The organism is Luteibacter sp. PvP120 (assembly GCF_054055715.1).
Genome location: NZ_JBSRXP010000006.1, coordinates 257,761 through 275,356, shown reverse-complemented (window position 1 = coordinate 275,356; position 17,596 = coordinate 257,761). Strand labels below are relative to the sequence as shown.

The window sequence follows — 17,596 nt, the reverse complement described above, 5'->3', positions numbered from 1 at the left end:
CACCCCTTCGCACCGTCTGGAGTCCACCATGAACGACGACTTTTCTCCGGCCCGCCGCCGGCTCGTGCAGAACGCTTCACTGGGCGTAGCCGCCGCAGCCATGGCCACGCCTGCCTTTGCCGCGGTGGGCGGCACGGCCACGGGCGTGGGCGGTACGCGTGGCATGTCCGATCCGCGCGAGGGGTTCCCCAAGCCGCCCTTTGCCGTGCAGAACCAGCCCTGGCCGGGCCTGGCCGGCAAGATGAACCCGCGCCCCGACCACGGCGAAACCACTTACAAGGGCAGCGGTCGGCTGGCCGGTCGCAAGGCGCTGATCACCGGCGGCGACTCCGGCATCGGCCGTGCCGTGGCCATCGCCTATGCGCGCGAGGGCGCGGACGTGGCCATCAGCTACCTGCCGGACGAGGAAGCCGACGCGAAGGAGGTGATCGACCTGATCCGCAAGGCCGGCCGCAAGGCGCTGGCCCTGCCGGGCGACATCCGCGACGAGGCCTGGTGCGGCCAGCTGGTGCAGAAGGCGGTGGACGGACTGGGCGGGCTGGACATCCTGGTGAACAACGCGGGACGCCAGCACAGCTTCGATTCGATCCTGGACATCTCCACCGAGTACTTCGACTGGACGATGAAAACCAACCTCTACGCGCTGTTCTGGATTACCAAGGCCGCCGTGCCGCACCTGCCGCCGGGCAGTGCCATCGTCAACACCGCCTCGGTCAACGCCTATAGCCCCTCGGCCAACCTGCTCGACTACGCCACGACCAAGGGCGGCATCATGATCTTCACCAAGGCGCTGGCCAAGCAGCTGATCAAGAAGGGCATCCGCGTGAACGGTGTGGCCCCCGGCCCGTTCTGGACACCGCTGCAGGTGTGCGGCGGGCAGACGGACGAGAACCTGAAGAAGTTCGGCGGCGACACGCCGATGGGCCGTCCCGGCCAGCCTGCCGAAATTGCGCCGATCTATGTGCAGCTGGCCTCCAGCGAGGCAAGCTATGAAACCGGGCAGATCGTGGGCGCGTCCGGAGGCGCCGGCAACCCCTGAGTTTTTTGCCATAAACCGATGTGCGCCCGTGGTGGCATCCCCTATGATTCGCCCAAAGTCGACAGGCGTTTTTCAGGGGAACGGAATGTCGGAAGCACGAGGGGGATCGCTGCTGGGCGATCGTCGCTACGCCGCCGAGATGGATGCGCTGCAGCGGTTCGGCCGGATGGAGAAGGAGGCGCAGCTGGGCGACCCGGCGGCGCAGTTCCGCGTCGCGCAGGCGTACGTGGACGGCACGGCGCATGTCACGCCTGACGCACGCCGTGCCGCACAGTGGTTTCGCCGCGCGGCCGACCAGGGCCACCTGGACGCGCAGTGTCGCCTGGCCGCGCATTACGCCGACGGCCTGGGCGTGCCGCACGATCCGGCCGAAGCCGCAGGCTGGTACCGGCGCGCCGCGGAAGCCGGCTCGGCCGAGGCGCAGTGCGCCATGGGCTCGCTGCATGCGCGCGGGCAGGGCGTCGCCACCGATCGCGGGGAATCGCTGCGCTGGTGGGGGCTGGCCGCCGACCAGGGCCACGTGCAGGCCTGCGTGAACCTTGGCGTGTCGCACTATTTCGGTCGCGGCGTGCCCAGGGATGCGGAGCTGGCCTTCGCCTATTACAGCAAGGCGATCGACCGCGGCCAGAGTGACGCGCGCGGTTACGCGGACGCCCTGTGCAGCGTGGCCCACATGCTTTGCGACGGCATCGGCGTGGCCTGCGATCCCGTCATGGGCGCACGCCATTACCGGCGCGCGGCGGAACTGGGCAACGCCAGCGCGCAGTTCGCGCTGGGCCGGATCTACCTGGAAACCAGCCACCTGGACACCGACCGCGACCAGGCGCGGCACTGGCTGGGCCGCGCCGCGGACCAGGGCGACAGCGAGGCACGGCGCCTGCTGGACGAGATGGACGCGGCCGAGCGGCAACGCGCCGCCGCGGCGGACGCCGGTGCGCCCCGGCCGGCCGTGGCGGGCGCGGCGCAGGATGCCGCCGCGCAGTTCGCGCTCGGCCAGCGACTGGCCGCCGGCGACGGCGTGGGGCGCAACGAGCCGGAGGCAGTGCGCTGGCTGGGGCTGGCCGCCGAGCGCGGCCACACGGGCGCGCAATACGCGCTGGCGCGGATGATCGACGGCGGCCGCGGCGTGCCGCGCGATGTGGACGCGATGCTGCGCTGGTATCGCCTGGCGGCGGGCGCCGGGCATGCCGACGCCCAGTTCGAACTGGGCTTGCTCCATGAGAACGGCGACGGCGTGCCGCCCAGCCTGGCCATTGCGCGGGCGTGGTACCGCAAGGCCGCTGCCCGCGGTCACCTGAAGGCCCTGCGCCGCCTGGAACGACGCGCGTGGTGGCGCTTCTGGTCGCCGTAAATTCCTGCGTGCATGACTTCCGGCGCTTCTCACCGCCCGCGCCGGGGGCCACCATCGGCGGATCGACCCGCCGGACGTTCCCGGCGGCGCGACGAACCAAGGGCCCTCCAGCAATGCGTACTCCTCTCGTCAGCGCGATCGCGTTCGCGCTCGCCGGTCTTTCCGCCGTGGCCGTGGCCGCCCCGGTCACCGAGGCCAGCCAGCTCGCCACCACCCAGTTGCCGCGCAGCGTGCGCCCGACGCACTACGACGTCGCGGTAGTGCCGCATGCCGATAAGCTGACCTTCGACGGCAAGGTGGCGATCGCCATCGACGTGCTGGAGCCCACCGCGTCCATCACGCTCAATGCCGTGGACATGACCTTCGCCCACGTCACGCTGCGGCCCGCGAAGGGCAAGGCGAGCTTCGCCGCGCCGAAGGTCGCCGTGGACGCGGGCACGCAGACCGCCACCTTCACCTTCGACCATGCCGTTCCGGCCGGCAGCTACACGCTGTCGATGGATTACACCGGCAAGATCGGCACGCAGGCCAACGGCCTGTTCGCGATCGACTACGACACCAAGGCTGACGGCAAGAAGCGCGCGCTGTATACCCAGTTCGAGAATTCCGACGCCCGTCGCTTCATCCCCTCGTGGGACGAGCCGGCGTACAAGGCCACCTTCACGCTGTCCGCCACCGTGCCCTCGGCCGACATGGCAGTGAACAACATGCCCGCGGCGAGCAGCAAGGACCTGGGCAACGGCACCAAGACGGTGACCTTCGCGCAGACGCCGAAGATGTCCACCTACCTGCTGTTCTTCGGCCTGGGCGAATTCGATCGCGCCACCACGCAGAGCGACGGCGTCGAAATCGGCGTCATCACGCAGAAGGGCCTGACCTCGCAGGCGCAGTTCACCCTGGAGTCCGGCAAGGCCGTGCTGCAGGAATACAACGCGTACTTCGGCGTGCCGTACCCGCTGCCCAAGCTGGACAACATCGCCTCGCCGGGCCAGAGCCAGTTCTTCTCGGCGATGGAAAACTGGGGCGCCATCTACACCTTCGAATACGCGCTGCTGCTCGATCCGTCCATCTCCACGCAGTCGGACAAGCAGGAAGTGTTCAACACCGCCGCGCACGAGATGGCGCACCAGTGGTTCGGCGACCTGGTGACCATGCGCTGGTGGGACGACCTCTGGCTCAACGAGGGCTTCGCGTCGTGGCTGGCCTCGCGCACCACCGAGCGCCTGCACCCGGAATGGCACACCAACCTGGAGGCCGTGAGCATCCGCGAAGGTGCGATGGGTCGTGATGCCGTGGCCACCACGCACCCGGTGGTGCAGCACGTGGCCACGGTGGAGCAGGCCAGCCAGGCGTTCGATGCCATTACCTATGCCAAGGGTGAGTCGGTCATCCGCATGCTCGAGGCTTATGTCGGTCCGGATGCCTGGCAGAAGGGCGTGCAGGCGTATATCAAGGCGCACGCGTACGGCAACACCGTATCCGACGACCTGTGGAAGGAGATCGACGCCGCCGCCGGCAAGCCGGTCAGCACCATCGCCCACGACTTCACGTTGCAGCCGGGTATTCCGCTGGTGCGCGTGGAATCGGCCTCGTGCGCTGGCGGCTCGACCACGCTGAAGCTCTCGCAGGGTGAGTTCACCCGCGATCGCCCGGACAAGAAGGCCCTGGCCTGGCACGTGCCGGTGATCGCGAAGACGGTCGGCGGCGCCACCGCCACCGCGCTGATCGAGAACGGCTCGGCCACGATGACCGTGCCCGGCTGCGCCCCCGTGCTGCTCAACGCCGGCCAGACCGGTTACTTCCGTACGCTGTACCAGCCGGCGCAGATCAAGGCGCTGACCGGCGCCTATGCGAAGCTCGACCCGATCGACCAGCTCGGTGTTGCCGCCGACGTCTGGGCGCTGGGCATGGGTGGCCTGGAACCGGCGTCCGATGTGCTGGACTTCATCAAGGTCACGCCGCTGGATGCGTCGCCGGCCCTGTGGGACCAGATCAGCGGCGATTTCTACTCGCTGGATAGCTACTACGACGGCGACGCGAAGCGCCAGGCCGTACTGCGCAAGTACGCGCTGTCACGCCTGTCGCCGAAGTTCGCCCAGATCGGCTGGGATGCGAAGCCGGGCGAGGAAGCGCCGGTGGCGATCCTGCGTTCCTCGCTGATCGGCACGCTGGGTCACCTGGGCGACGCGAAGGTCATCGCCGAGGCGCGCCGTCGTTACGAGAGCAACCAGATGTCGCCGGAGCTGCGCACGGTGATCCTGGGCGTGGTGGCCGAGCACGCGGACAGCGCCACGTGGGACAAGATGCATGCGGCGGCCAAGGCGGAGAAGACCCCGCTGGTGAAGGATCGCCTGTACGGCATGCTGGCCGCCAGCGAGGACAAGGCCCTGGCCCAGCGTGCGCTGGATCTGGCGCTCACCGGTGAGGCCGGTGCGACCAATAGCGCGCAGCTGATCTCCACGGTGGCCCGTCACCACCCGGAGCTGGCGTTCGACTTTGCGGTGGCGCACAAGGACCAGGTGGACAAGCTGGTCGATTCCACCTCGGCCTCGCGCTACTACCCGATGCTGGCCGGCCGTTCGAGCGAGGTGGCCACGATCGACAAGGTCAACGCCTTCGCCGAGAAGTACATCGCCGCCACGTCGCGTCGCGATGCGGAAACCGCCATCGCCGGCATCCGCTACCGCGCGATGGTGCGCGAGCAGCGCCTGCCGGCCGTGGATGCGTGGCTGAAAAAGAACGGCTGATCTTTGCCGTGAATTGAAAACCCGCTGGCCTTGCGGCCGGCGGGTTTTTTTTGGCGTGCGTCGAGGCTCGCAAATGTAATGTAGGAGCGCACGCATGTGCGCGACATGTTTTGAGGCCGAACGTCCGGCGTTACGCGCCAGCCCGATGGGTTCGGCGAAAACATGTCGCGCACAAGCGTGCGCTCCTACACACGCCTGTCGCGAGGCTGGTGCTCTAAGCCGAACACGCCGCCATCAGCGCATCACGGAAACACGGCGCATCGACAAGCCGCGCGGCCAGCGTGCCCTTGAACGCATCGCCGGTGCCGCAGGTGGGCACACGGTAGAGGTCGGCCTGGTCGCCGTAGCGGTCGCTGCCGTGGGAGACCAGGCAGCTCTTGTCCAGTGACACCACCACCGTGCCGGCGCACAGGCGGCGGGCGAGGGCGTTGATCGTGGTGTCGTCCATGCCGGTGACGGCGCTGGCGGTGATGTCGATGTTGAGGAAGCGGCCGCAGCAGCGGGCGAACTCGTGCAGGCTGAGCAGCAGGACGTCGGTGCTGGCGAACTCGCGCACGGAAAGACCGGGCGGTAGCGGGCCGGGATCGAGGATGCGGATGAGGCGGTGCGTGCCGGCCAGGTCGAGCGTGGCGGCGATGGTGTCGATGTTGGCTTCCGTCGACGCCAGCAGGACCTTCGCGCTGGCAAACAGGTCCGCCTGCGCGGAGACGAAGGCGATCGACAGCTGGTCGTTGGCGCCCGAGGACAACGCCGAGAGGGTCTGGCCCTTGGCGTCGACGATGAGTGCGGTGCGGCCGGTGCGCACGCCGGTGGTGGATTGCCAGCGGGCATCGACCAAGGGCGGGACGCCCGAGGGATCGATCACGTCGTCGCCGATGGCGGCGATCAGGCCGGTGGCGACACCCGCCTGCGCGGCGGCGACGGCCTGGTGGAACGCCTTGCCGCCGGGGCGGCGTTCGAAGCGGTCGGCGTAGGCCGGTTCGCCATTGCGGGGAAGGGCCGGCGTCTGCCAGCGTTCTTCCTCGCTATAGCCACCGACAACGAGCAGGCGTACGCCGGACACGCCTCAGAATCGCTCGAGCACGCCGGCGATGGTCGCCGTCATGAACGTGGCGATGGAGCCGCCCAGCACGGCACGCAGGCCGAGGCGGGCGAGGTCGCCGCGACGGTTGGGTGCCAGGCCGCCGATGCCGCCGATCTGGATGGCGATGGACGAGAAGTTGGCGAAACCGCACAGCGCATACGTGGCGATCAGGCGGCTTTCCGGCAGCAGCTCAGGCAGGTGCTGGGCGAGCGAGGCGTAGGCCACGAATTCGTTGATGACCACCTTCTGGCCGATGAAGCTGCCGACCAGGGTGGCATCCTGCCAGGGCACGCCGATCAGCCAGGCGATGGGCGAGAGCACCCAGCCGAAGATGGTCTCCAGGCTGAGCTTGACCTCGTGGCCGGTGGTGGCCAGCAGCCATGCGTTGATGCTGTGGTCGCCGCCGACGGTGCCCAGCCACTGCACGGGGCCGTTGACCAGGGCGATCAGCGCGATGAAGGCCAGCAGCATGGCGCCGACGTTCATGGCCAGCTTCAGGCCGTCGCCGGCACCGGTGGCGGCCGCGTCGATGACGTTGGCCGTGGTCCGCTCCACATCGATCTTGACGGTGCCGCGGGTGAGCGGCTCCTGCGTCTCGGGCACCAGGATCTTGGCCAGCACCATGGTGGCGGGCGCGGCCATGACGCTGGCGGTGAGCAGGTGCTTCGCATAGAACATGCGCTGCGCCGGGTCGTCACCGCCGAGCATGGCGACATAGGCGGCCATGACCGAGCCGGCGATATGCGCCATGCCGCCGATCATCACGGTCATCAGCTCGGCCTGGGTCATCCGCTCGATATACGGCTTGATGGTCAGCGGTGCTTCGGTCTGGCCGATGAACACGCTGGCGCACACGCTGGTGGTCTCCGCGCCGGACACGCGCATCACCTTGGTGATCACCCAGGCCATGGCCTTGACGATCTGCTGCATGACGCCGAGGTGGTACAGCACGCCGGTGAGGGCGGCGAAGAAGACGATGGTGGGCAGCACCTTGACCGCGAAGATCACGCCGAACTTCGAGCTGTCCAGCAGGCTGCCGAAGATGAAGCGCGAGCCGACGTCAACATAGTCCAGCAGGCGGACGAAGCCGGTGGCGATGGCATCGAACACGTCGCGGCCCAGCGGCACCTTGAGCACGACGGCCGCGAAGGCGATCTGCAGGGCGACGCCCGTGGCGACCAGTTTCCAGTCGACCACGCGCTTGTTGTTGGAGAAGCAGAACGCGATGCCGATCAGCACCGCCAACCCGAACAGGCCAAACAAAACGTGGCCAAGCAGACCCAGCATTGCGACTTACCCCTATGAAGGCCGGGGGTAGCCCCGTGACCGCTTTTAAAAACGCGAGGTTACGGGAGGTGGTCTCGTGGGGCAAGGCGCACTGCGAAATTCGGGTGAAGACGGGTAATCTTGGCCCCATGAACCTGTTCCTGACCCTTGCCCTCGTGCAGATCGTCGCGCTCGTCACGCCGGGCCCCGACTTCTTCTTCGTCTCCCAGCTGGCCGCCAGCCGCTCGCGCCGCGAGGCCCTGGCCGGCGTGGTCGGCATCGCCCTCGGCGTGGCGGTGTGGGCCGCGCTGGCCTTGCTGGGCCTGCAACTGCTGCTGCATCGCCTGGCGTGGCTGGAGCGGGGCATCGCCATCCTCGGGGGCGCCTACCTCTGCTGGATGGGCCTGCGAATGCTGCGCGCCGCATGGCGGGCCCCGCCGAAGGCCGAGGCGGAAGCCGCGGCGCCCGTGGTGGACGTGCGCGGTTCCAGCCCGGGTCGCGCCCTGGCGCGGGGGCTCGCGACCAACCTGGCCAACCCCAAGGCCGCGGTGTATTTCGCCTCGATCTTCTCGGCCTTCGTGGGCGAGGGCACCGATGGCGCCACCCGCTGGGGCCTATGGGCCATGGTCACGGCGGAAACCGTGCTGTGGTTCGGGCTGGTAGCGGGCATCTTCGCCCTGCCGGCGATGCGCCGGGCCTACGTGCGCGCCGGCCGCTGGATCGACGGCGGCGCCGGGGCGGTGTTTACCTTGTTCGGGTTGCACCTGGTGTTTGCGCGGCGCTGACCTGACGCCTCCCCTATGAATAACCGGTTCGATAGACGGCTCGATCAATCAGCTCTTGAGCGTCTCGGCCCCGGTCGCGCCGCAGCAGTGGCTGCGGCCGCATTGGATCGGATGAGTGTTGGGTATGGTCTGTGGGCACCCCCGCACGGCCATACACCCGTCAATACTATTCTCGATAGCGTCTGGCACTTCGTCATCGAAGGCAGTGGGCTTCCGGTGCGGGAAGTGATCGAGCGGCTTTATCCATCGCCTGACGTGCCACCGATCACCGAGTCGCCGTATGCGGAATCTTTTCTGGAATCGTTCGAGCTACTTGTGGAGTTTTCGAAGACGCGAGAGATCAGGCGGCTGGTGGAGATACGGGAGGCTGCTTACAACATGGCGGACCGGGCGGCCGGACAGGTGCTTTTCAGTCACCTGGAGGTTGCCGGGTTTTACAAGCTTACGGCGGAGATGGATAGGATGATTTCCCATCATCCTTGGGTTGACCGTGAATTGTCCTCCCAGGAAGCCGATGTTCTGGAAGCGGATCGACTTGCCGATTTTCATGCGCTGATCAAGTGTCTTCGCGAACGCGCGCGGTCTACGCCCGTGATTTCATCGAAACAACTGCACGAGATAAAGTTCTTGCAAGGCTAGTTCCTGTTTTGCATAAGCTCGCAGCGGACCTCCTGTAAGGATTCATGCTCGATCGCGTGCTGACTCACTCATAGTCAGAGGAAATGGTTCATGCTGACCGCGGAAGGACGAAAATATAAAGCTGAGCTCGAAGCCCGAATTGAAGCGAGGATCGCTGCGTTCAAGATCGAGCAGAGAGAACTTCTGGAAGAACTGGCAAGCGTCGGTATCCGTGTCGATATAGTAAATCGCCTTACCCATGTGTCCGCGAGCACGTTTCGACATGCTCTCCCGATAATCTTGAATCACCTCAAAAGACATTATTCGGCTGGCACGCTCGAATCACTCGCCAGGTTGCTTGCAAGGAAAGAAGCGCAGCCACGCTGGGACGACATTGTGTCCATGTACAAAGCTTCTGCCGGTCAAAAAAACGAGGGTCCGGGTGATGTCAACATGGCATTGGCTGCGGCTGTTGCCGCAAGCTGCCCGCCACGGCGAATACCCGAGCTTATCGAGCTTTTACGCGATCACGCTTTACCGAATAGGGTACTGCTCCTGGCTCCTATCCGGCGCAGGCGCGGAACAAACCGGGGCATCGCGGACGTCATCGCCGAGCTACGTCATGACCCCGAACTCTCGATCGAAATCAACTCCTGGAAGGTGCTCGGCCCCCACGAGCGGCCGTTATCGCACTGAACGACAAGATTTGCGGATGATTTCGCCGGCTCGCTTCTAATGTTGGGTGGTCGATGCTCGCGTGACCCAGCGTGCCTCTTGGATGGCGACCAGAAAATTAGTCCAAGCGCATGTCCACAATCGAGGAGTAGTCTTTTGAGTCTTCCTGCGTCCTACGTGCAAGTGCTCCAAGAATGCGGCGTTCCCATGATGGAGTCGTTGGGAGTAGCCGATGTGGCGCTGCTGGCCGACGATGCAGTGGATGCCGCTGAGACCTTAGAGGGTACCGGGGTGGCGATTCTCGGCGGAGACGTTTTCTACGCAACAGCGCAGGGCTTTGAGATGCCGCGTGCCTACTGGGACACCAAGCCGAATCCGGGCGAGACTGCTGCTGAGTACGTCATTCGTTCCATCCTGGAGACTCGCGATTACATCCGCGGATATCAGGTGCCTGCGAACAAGACCGCGCTCTTTTCCATGGTAGTCGCCCAGGTGTTCTGATCCGTCGTCATGTCTGGCAAGTGGGCAAGCCCGCTTTCCGCCTCAAACCCCATCCACTTCCTTCCGCTTGAGGATGTAGCCAAGCCCACCCTCGCGGAACCAGCGGTACCCGTACGGTTCCAGCAGGATGCGATGCATGCCGCGCACATCGGGCTCGCTGTGGTCGTCGGAGAGTACGTTGGTCAGTTGCCCGTCCCGGGAGAACACGGCCTCGCAGGGTGCGTCGGACAGGTTGTGCAGGAACACGACGGCGTTGCCGCGCCAGGTGTAGCGGATCATTAGGATCGCATCGTCGTCCAGCGGTATAGCCTCGAAATCGCCCCAGGACACCTCCAGGATTTCCTTGCGCATGCGGATGACCCGCTCCATCCAGTTCAGCAGCGAATCCGGGTCCCGCCGCTGTTCGGCCACGTTGACATGGGGGTAGCCAAACGGGCCTTCCGCGATCACCTTGCCGACGGAGCGCTTCGCGTCGGTAAAGCCGCCCAGCCGTTCGGTCGACCACTGCATGGGCGTGCGCGCGCATTCGCGCTCGGGTAGCGACAGGTCGTCGCCCATGCCGATCTCGTCGCCGTAGCGGATCACCGGCGTGCCGGGCAGGGTGAGCATCAGCGAATAGGCCAACTCCAGGCGGCGGCGGTCGTTACGCAGCATCGGCGCCAGGCGCCGGCGGATGCCGCGGTCGTACAGCTGCATGTCCTTGTCCGGTCCGAACTCGGCAAACACCTTCGCCTGCTGCGCCTTGGTCAGGCGGCCCAGGTCGAGCTCGTCGTGGTTGCGCAGGAACAGTGCCCACTGCCCGGTGGCCGGACGCGGCTTGGTCTTCTCCAGCGCCTTGACCAGCGGGCGCACGTCCGCGGCGGCCAGCGCATAGAACAGGTTCTGGTTGACCTGGAAATTGAACATCATCTGCAGGCGATCGCCATCGTCGCCGAAGTACTGCATATCGTCCTTGGGCAGGATGTTGGCTTCCCCCAGGATGATCGCGTCACCCTTGCGCCACTGCAGCAGTTCGCGGAAGGAGCGCAGCATGTCGAACTGCTCCTTCGGCTTCTTCACGTCCGCGCCCTTGGTCGCGATGACGAAGGGCACGGCGTCCATGCGGAAACCGGACACGCCCAGCTGCGTCCAGAAGCCCATGATCTTCAGGATCTCGGCCTGCACGTAGGGGTTGGCGGTGTCCAGGTCGGGCTGGAAGTCGTAGAAGCGGTGGAAATACCACGCCTTGGCCTGCGCGTTGTGCGTCCACGTGCTCTTCTGCACGCCGGGGAACACCATGCCTTCATCGGCATTGGCCGGGCGCGTCTTCGACCACACGTACCAGTCGCGGTACTTCGAGGATGGATTGCGGCAGGCCTCGCGGAACCAGGGGTGCTTGTCGGAGGTGTGGTTCACCACGAGGTCGATCAGCACGCGCATGCCGCGCTGGTGGGCGGCGTGGGTGAACTCGACGAAGTCGCCCAGCGTGCCGTAGCGCGGGTCCACGTTGTAGTAGTCGGCGATGTCGTAGCCGCCGTCGCGCAGGGGCGAGGTCTGGAAGGGCATCAGCCAGACAGCGGTGACGCCCAGGCCCTGCAGGTAATCCAGCCGCCGCGACAGGCCCTGGAAATCGCCGATGCCGTCGCCGTTGGAGTCCTGGAAACTGCCCACGGACAGGCAGTAGATCACGGCGTTCTTGTACCAGAGGTCGTTGATCATGACGGCGCTCGCGGCAGGCGGGGATGGCGGGAGCGTAAGGGGCCGGGCGTGAAGGCATTACCTACACATCGGCCCCGGCACGCTTTGCCGCATGACGATGACAGCACGTAGCTGGTGGCGCGAGGGCGTCATCTACCAGGTCTACCCCCGCTCCTTCGCCGACGCGAACGGCGACGGTATCGGCGATCTCGAAGGGCTGCGCGGCAAGCTGCCCTACCTGGCCGACCTCGGCGTGGACGCGATCTGGATCTCGCCGACCTATCCCTCGCCGATGGCCGACTTTGGCTACGACGTCAGCGACTACCGCGGCGTCGATCCCCTGTTCGGTGACATCGCGCGGATGGATGCCATGATCGCCGATGCGCATGCGCTGGGGCTGAAGGTCATCCTGGATTTCGTGCCCAACCACAGCTCCGACGAGCACCCGTGGTTCCGTGAGAGCCGCCGTTCGCGCGACAGCGTGTTCCGCGACTGGTACATCTGGCGCGATCCTGCCCCCGGCGGCGGGCCGCCCAATAACTGGCTGTCCAACTTCGGCGGCAGTGCCTGGACGCTGGACGCGACCACCGGCCAGTACTACCTGCACCTGTTCCTGGACAAGCAACCCGACCTCAACTGGCGTCACCCCGCGCTGCGCGAGGCCATGTTCGAGTCGATGCGTTTCTGGCTGCGCCGGGGCGTGGACGGCTTCCGCGTGGACGTGCTGTACCACGTGATGAAGGACGCGCAGTTCCGCGACAACCCGCTCAATCCGGATTACCGCGAGGGCATCGATTCGGAGGCCAACCGTTTCCTGCCGACCCACATCGCCGACCTGCCGGAAACCATAGAGGTGGTAGCCGCGATGCGCGCGGTGGTCGACGAGTTTCCCGATCGCGTGTTGATCGGGGAGCTTTACCTGCCACTGGAGCGCATCGTCGCCTATTACGGCGACCGCCTGCAGGGCGCCAATCTGCCGTTCAACTTCCTGCTGATCGGCGCCCCCTGGAACGCGCGTGACATTGCCTCGCTGGTCGAGCGGTACGAGGCGGCCCTGCCGCCGGGCGGCTGGCCCAACTGGGTGCTGGGCAACCACGATAAGCCTCGCATTGCCTCGCGCGTGGGCGACGCGCAGGCCCGCATTGCGGCGATGCTGCTGCTGACCCTGCGGGGTACGCCGACGCTGTATTACGGCGACGAGATCGGCATGCGCGACGTGGCCATCCCGCGTGCGGAAGTGCGCGATCCGTTCGAACTCAACGAGCCGGACAAGGGCCTGGGCCGTGACCCGCAGCGCACACCGATGCGCTGGACCGGTGCACCGGGCGCCGGCTTCACCGATGGTGTGCCGTGGCTGCGCCTGGGCGACGACGTGGCGACCCGTAACGTGGCGACGGAGTCCGCCGATCCTGCGTCGATCTGGTCGTTGTATCGCTCGTTGCTGTGGATGCGCCGGGCGTCGCGGGCGCTGAGCGCAGGCAACGTGCGTATCCTCGGCGCCAGTGATGCGGTACTGGCGTATGAGCGCGTCGAGGGGGACGAACGTCTCGTGGTCGTACTCAATTTCACCGATGCACCGGCGGAGTTGCCGATCGACGAGCCGGTCGGACCGTGCGTGCTTTCCACGCGGGGGGATATCCGGCGCGGTGCGCTGCAGGCATCCGAGGGGCGGATCTACCTGGGATAAGCGATGCCCGGGCGATGCCTGACGCTTCGGGTCAAAGGGACTCGCGCAGGATCAGGCCGATAACGCCCAGTAGAACGGCCACGACGACGATGTGCCGCAGATAGGCGCCGCCGGATGCGCCGCCGTCGTAGCTGGCATCGTCGAAATCGTGCGTGGCGTCGCGCGGGTGACGCACGAAGGGCAGGCGGAGGCGGCGTTTGCGGACCATGGCGCCATCTTAGCGTCCGGCGGTCAACGCGGCGTCAGCGGGCTGCCGACGGCCATGGGTCACGCGCCGGGCTTTACTCGCGATGTGCTCGCCAGCTCCTGCAGGATCTCCGGTCCGCGCACGTCGATGTGGTCCAGGTTGTTGGCATAGAAACGAACGAACGGTTTCTCGGCGTCCTTGGGCATCCACGGTTTCGCCCACACGAACACCACGCAGTAGCCGCCGGATTCGGCGATCAGCTTGTCCAGCCGGGCGCGCAGCAGCTTGCGCACGGGATAGGCATCGATGTCCTTCGCGGTGAGGGTGATGGTCGGGCGCAGTTCGTCATCGCCGTGGCGGAACGGGCGCGAGAACTTCAGGTAATACCCGCCCTCCTTCGTGGCGCGCAGGGAGGCCGCACCCCACCATACCGCCCGGGTGCCGGCAAGGTCGGCCACTTTCTGCCGGAAGACGTTGCGGAACAGGGCTTCGTAGGTGGTGGTTTCCCCACCGATCTCCACCTGGGCCTCGGCGAGGTCGTGGTCACGGCGGTGTTCGAGGAATTTCTGCACCAGTGACGAGAGGCGGTAGTAGTGGCTGGGCCGTCGGGTGGTCGCTGCCGTCGTGACACGGCGCGGGCGGCTGGCGGCGGGATCCCCGGGCGTCGGCGGGCTTTGGTCGGGTGGCGTGCCCTGACTCGGCGGGATGGCCGCCAAGCCGCTGACCGGCGGCACCGCGCGGAAATGATCGGCGGGGCGCTCGGCCTCGAACACGTCGGGTTGCTTGTCCTTCCTGGCCTCGCCGGTGGCGTGCACCACCTCGCAGGTGTCGGCGTGGTCGTCGATCCGGCGGGAGCGGAAGTACGGGCGAATCCGCAGGTTCTGCTCGGGTTTCTCCAGGCAGGCGCAGATCAGCTGGGCGGTGCACCCCTGGCCGATGCAGTGGAAGACCGGTGCCTCGCCCAGCAGGTCGGCCCAGTAGAGCTCGTACGCGCGCTCCGCGGTCAGCGGCTCGCTTCGGGTGGGCGTGATCGCTTCTTCGATCGACACGAGGGAAAGGCGTCCGGTATGCCAGGTGGCCCACTGTACCGTCCCGCCACCACGTGGTGTAAACACCGGCGGCCCTACGGTGGCCACTCCCCCTTTCGATACAGGAGATTCGCCGTGGCGAAGGTGCTCGTTCTTTATTACTCGGCCTATGGCCATATCGAAACCATGGCGCAGGCCGTGGCGGAAGGCGCCCGCGAGGCGGGTGCCCAGGTCGACATCAAGCGCGTGCCGGAGACGGTGCCGGACGACGTGGCGCGCAGTTCGCATTTCAAGCTGGACCAGGCGGCGCCGATCGCCCGGGTGGACGAGCTGGAGTCCTACGACGCGATCATCCTGGGCACGGGCACCCGCTACGGCCGGCTAAGCGCCCAGATGGCCACCTTCCTCGACCAGACCGGCTCGCTGTGGTCGCGCGGTGCCCTCAACGGCAAGGTGGGCGGCGCGTTCGTCTCGACGGCCTCGCAGCACGGCGGGCAGGAGACCACCCTGTTCTCGCTGATCACCAACCTGCTGCACCTCGGCCTGATCCCGGTCGGCCTGCCGTACAGCTTCCAGGGCCAGTTGAAGCTGGACGAGGTGACGGGCGGCAGCCCGTACGGCGCTACCACGATCGCGGCCAGCGACGGGTCCCGTCAGCCCAGCGAGAACGAACTGGCCGGTGCCCGTTTCCAGGGCAAGCATATTGCCGAGATCGCGACGAAACTGTTCGGCTGACGCGCAACAAATGCCATGGGGCTTTGCTACGCTCGGCCCCATGACACTCATCCTTTTCCTGATCCTCCTGGCCATCGCCCTGCTGTCGATGCGCCTGCGCCGCCGTCTTGCCGGCCGCGTGCTGATGGTGCTGGCCGTCGGCTGGCTGTTCTTCGCCGGCTGCGGCCCGCTGACCGGCCTGCTGCTGTCCAACCTGCAGGCGGGCTATGCGCCCGACGTGGCCCAGTGGGGGCAGCGCAACGCCATCGTGCTGCTCGGTGCCGGTACGGTGCGTAGCGGGGTGGGGTCCATCGAGCCCAGCCTCTACGCCAACGGTCGCATTCTTCGCGCGGCTGAGCTCTACAGGGCGTGCAAGGCCACCGGGGCCGACTGCAAGGTGGAAGTGAGCGGTGGGGATGCGGCGCACCTGAAGCAGGCGGAGGCCGATGTGTATGCGATCAGCCTCGATCGGCTGGGCGTACCGCGCGCGGACCTGATGCTGGAATCGCGCAGCATGAACACCTTCGAGAACGCGCAGTTCAGCAAGCCGCTGTTGATGTCCTACGGCGCGGACAAGGTGGTGCTGGTGTCCTCGGCGGTGCACCTGCGCCGGGCGATGATCTACTTCGACCACTTCGGCATACACGGCGAGCCGGTGCGCGGCGATTACGTCACGGCCCGCTACGACTGGCTGCCCACTTCGGAAAACCTCTCCTTTGCCGATTTCGCCATCCACGAATACGTAGGTGTGTGGCGCTACGATTTCTACAACCTGATGGGCTGGAACGGCCCGAAGCTTCCTGAAGGAAGCGCAACGCCGCCCACGAACACATAACATCCGGCCACTTAAGCTATCGCCACGTCCACCACGGACCTATCCCTGAAGGAGTTGCCCGTGAAGTCTCGTTATATCCTTGCCGCGCTGCTGGCTACCGCTACCCTCGCGCCGGTGGCATCGTTTGCCCAGCAGGCCGCCCCGGCCCCGGCCGCCGCCAATCCGGCATCGCAGATTCCCGCGTCCGACAAGCAGGCCATCCAGAACTTCAACCTCACCGACGACGTGTTCAACCGCATCGTCAAGGTGTCGCAGGAAGCCAAGGCGCAGGGCATCAAGCCCAAGGACGCCAAGACCGATTTCTCGAAGATCCACTCGCTGGACGACCTGGCCAAGCAGGTCACGGATTCCGATCCGCGCATCGCGCCGCTGATCAAGAAGTACGGCTTCACGCCGCGCGAGTTCCTGCTCGCCAACCTCGCCGTCACCAACGCGGCCATCGCCTCGGAAGCGAAGGGCAACCCGCAGATGGCCGCTTACGTCGACCAGTCCAAGGTCAACCAGAAGAACGTGGCCTTCTACGAAGCGCACAAGGGCCAGATCAACGCGCTGATGAACGAAGAGCCCGATCCCGCCGCCAAGTAAGGCAAAAAGGCCGTGTAGGAGCCCACGATGTGGGCGATGCTCGTCCCCCCGCGTCGACGATGATGAACGCCATCACCGACGCGGGAATGGCATACCGGGATCGCTCACACCGCAATCGCCCACATCGTGGGCTCCTACGACGGCAGGTTACGGCGACACAAAAAAAACGGGCCCAGTGGGCCCGTTTTTTTTACCGATCAATGAAGGATCAGTTCGTGCCGTGCAGGGCGTGCTTGAGGTCGCGCATCTGGTCGTGGCCGGTCTTGACCGACACATAGGCCTGCTCGATCACGGCGCGGCTGGAGGCCGAGACTTCGGTGTCCTTCAGCGCGTCTTCGTACTTGTGCTTGATGTGGTCTTCGCCACGCTCGACTTCGTCGACGATCGCGGTGTCGTCCTTCGAGCTCATCTTCGCGCGTAGCTCGACGAACATGCGGTGCGCCTTGGCAAGGATGGTGCCGTCGTCTTCCGGGTTGCCACCCAGTGCACGGACCTGTGCCTGCAGGGCCTGCGCGGCCTGGCGACGCTCGCCGGCGCGCTGCTGGAAGGTCGAGGCGTAACGGGTGTTCTCGGCATCCTTCGCGGCTTCGCCGTAGCCCTCGGCGCTGTCGATGGTGGTCTCGATGAGGCTGTTGAGAACCTTGATATCGTGGTCGTTGCTGGTCATGGTCGGGCTCCAGGGATGACTCGGATCGAGTCGTTTAAAGGAGCCCAAGCATCGCGGTCACGGGGTGCATGAATCCGTGAAAGCCGCGTCTCATCCATGAACACACCGGGGCCCCGTTCATGTAACGCGGGTGCATACTTCCCATCGCGA

General features: G+C 66.2%; 17 protein-coding genes. 11 read left to right on the top strand and 6 right to left on the bottom strand.

The window, feature by feature from the left end; all coding sequences use genetic code 11:
* Positions 1 to 163: 163 nt before the first annotated feature.
* From ACVKN3_RS14160 to ACVKN3_RS14150, 3 genes are all read left to right on the top strand, one after another.
* Entirely contained in the window at positions 164 to 1,039 is an 876-nt protein-coding gene (locus ACVKN3_RS14160) for an SDR family oxidoreductase (RefSeq protein ID WP_354514936.1), read from the top strand.
* 85 nt (positions 1,040 to 1,124) lie between these two features.
* Positions 1,125 to 2,390 carry a tetratricopeptide repeat protein gene (locus ACVKN3_RS14155; protein WP_285406625.1) on the top strand — a complete coding sequence of 422 codons (1,266 nt, stop codon included), beginning with the start codon at positions 1,125 to 1,127 and terminating at the stop codon, positions 2,388 to 2,390.
* Between the two features lie 113 nt (positions 2,391 to 2,503).
* Positions 2,504 to 5,137, top strand: coding sequence for a M1 family metallopeptidase (locus tag ACVKN3_RS14150; RefSeq protein ID WP_354514819.1), 2,634 nt, complete (start codon positions 2,504 to 2,506; stop codon positions 5,135 to 5,137).
* Positions 5,138 to 5,351: 214 nt separating this feature from the next.
* On the opposite strand, the gene ACVKN3_RS14145 is transcribed toward ACVKN3_RS14150, so the two are convergent.
* A complete protein-coding gene (locus ACVKN3_RS14145; protein ID WP_036139723.1) occupies positions 5,352 to 6,200 on the bottom strand; it encodes a PfkB family carbohydrate kinase in 849 nt (282 codons plus the stop codon).
* Between the two features lie 3 nt (positions 6,201 to 6,203).
* On the bottom strand, positions 6,204 to 7,508 hold the full coding sequence (locus ACVKN3_RS14140) for a NupC/NupG family nucleoside CNT transporter (RefSeq protein ID WP_036139725.1): 1,305 nt from the start codon (positions 7,506 to 7,508) through the stop codon (positions 6,204 to 6,206).
* Positions 7,509 to 7,636: 128 nt separating this feature from the next.
* Here ACVKN3_RS14140 and ACVKN3_RS14135 point away from each other — a divergent pair, with 128 nt between their 5' ends.
* The 4 genes from ACVKN3_RS14135 to ACVKN3_RS14120 all read left to right on the top strand — a co-directional run bounded on the left by ACVKN3_RS14135 (position 7,637) and on the right by ACVKN3_RS14120 (position 10,066).
* Positions 7,637 to 8,272 carry a LysE family transporter gene (locus ACVKN3_RS14135; RefSeq protein WP_036139726.1) on the top strand — a complete coding sequence of 212 codons (636 nt, stop codon included), beginning with the start codon at positions 7,637 to 7,639 and terminating at the stop codon, positions 8,270 to 8,272.
* Positions 8,273 to 8,287: 15 nt separating this feature from the next.
* Positions 8,288 to 8,911 (top strand): hypothetical protein, encoded by a 624-nt coding sequence (locus ACVKN3_RS14130; RefSeq protein WP_354514816.1) that lies wholly within the window; start codon positions 8,288 to 8,290, stop codon positions 8,909 to 8,911.
* A gap of 90 nt (positions 8,912 to 9,001) precedes the next feature.
* Positions 9,002 to 9,586: a hypothetical protein gene (locus ACVKN3_RS14125; protein ID WP_354514814.1), complete on the top strand. Its 585-nt coding sequence runs from the start codon at positions 9,002 to 9,004 to the stop codon at positions 9,584 to 9,586.
* Positions 9,587 to 9,772: 186 nt separating this feature from the next.
* A complete protein-coding gene (locus ACVKN3_RS14120) occupies positions 9,773 to 10,066 on the top strand; it encodes an Imm40 family immunity protein (protein WP_185754277.1) in 294 nt (97 codons plus the stop codon).
* A 42-nt stretch (positions 10,067 to 10,108) separates the two neighbouring features.
* On the opposite strand, the gene ACVKN3_RS14115 is transcribed toward ACVKN3_RS14120, so the two are convergent.
* Positions 10,109 to 11,764: an alpha-amylase family protein gene (locus ACVKN3_RS14115; RefSeq protein WP_354514812.1), complete on the bottom strand. Its 1,656-nt coding sequence runs from the start codon at positions 11,762 to 11,764 to the stop codon at positions 10,109 to 10,111.
* Positions 11,765 to 11,855: 91 nt separating this feature from the next.
* Here ACVKN3_RS14115 and ACVKN3_RS14110 point away from each other — a divergent pair, with 91 nt between their 5' ends.
* On the top strand, positions 11,856 to 13,430 hold the full coding sequence (locus tag ACVKN3_RS14110) for an alpha-amylase family glycosyl hydrolase (RefSeq protein ID WP_354514810.1): 1,575 nt from the start codon (positions 11,856 to 11,858) through the stop codon (positions 13,428 to 13,430).
* A gap of 31 nt (positions 13,431 to 13,461) precedes the next feature.
* On the opposite strand, the gene ACVKN3_RS14105 is transcribed toward ACVKN3_RS14110, so the two are convergent.
* Complete coding sequence (locus ACVKN3_RS14105) at positions 13,462 to 13,638, bottom strand: hypothetical protein (RefSeq protein ID WP_354514809.1); 177 nt, start codon at positions 13,636 to 13,638, stop codon at positions 13,462 to 13,464.
* 59 nt (positions 13,639 to 13,697) lie between these two features.
* On the bottom strand, positions 13,698 to 14,666 hold the full coding sequence (locus ACVKN3_RS14100; RefSeq protein ID WP_354514807.1) for a hypothetical protein: 969 nt from the start codon (positions 14,664 to 14,666) through the stop codon (positions 13,698 to 13,700).
* A gap of 114 nt (positions 14,667 to 14,780) precedes the next feature.
* Here ACVKN3_RS14100 and wrbA point away from each other — a divergent pair, with 114 nt between their 5' ends.
* The 3 genes from wrbA to ACVKN3_RS14085 are packed head-to-tail and all read left to right on the top strand — an operon-like array spanning position 14,781 to position 16,779.
* Entirely contained in the window at positions 14,781 to 15,380 is a 600-nt protein-coding gene (wrbA, locus tag ACVKN3_RS14095; protein WP_285406639.1) for an NAD(P)H:quinone oxidoreductase, read from the top strand.
* 40 nt (positions 15,381 to 15,420) lie between these two features.
* Positions 15,421 to 16,194, top strand: a complete 774-nt coding sequence (locus ACVKN3_RS14090; protein ID WP_354514804.1) for a YdcF family protein — start codon at positions 15,421 to 15,423, stop codon at positions 16,192 to 16,194.
* 60 nt (positions 16,195 to 16,254) lie between these two features.
* A complete protein-coding gene (locus tag ACVKN3_RS14085) occupies positions 16,255 to 16,779 on the top strand; it encodes a hypothetical protein (RefSeq protein WP_285406643.1) in 525 nt (174 codons plus the stop codon).
* 208 nt (positions 16,780 to 16,987) lie between these two features.
* On the opposite strand, the gene ACVKN3_RS14080 is transcribed toward ACVKN3_RS14085, so the two are convergent.
* The gene (locus ACVKN3_RS14080) at positions 16,988 to 17,446 is read right to left on the bottom strand and encodes a PA2169 family four-helix-bundle protein (RefSeq protein ID WP_285406645.1); all 459 of its coding nucleotides are present in this window, start codon (positions 17,444 to 17,446) and stop codon (positions 16,988 to 16,990) included.
* Positions 17,447 to 17,596 lie beyond the last annotated feature (150 nt).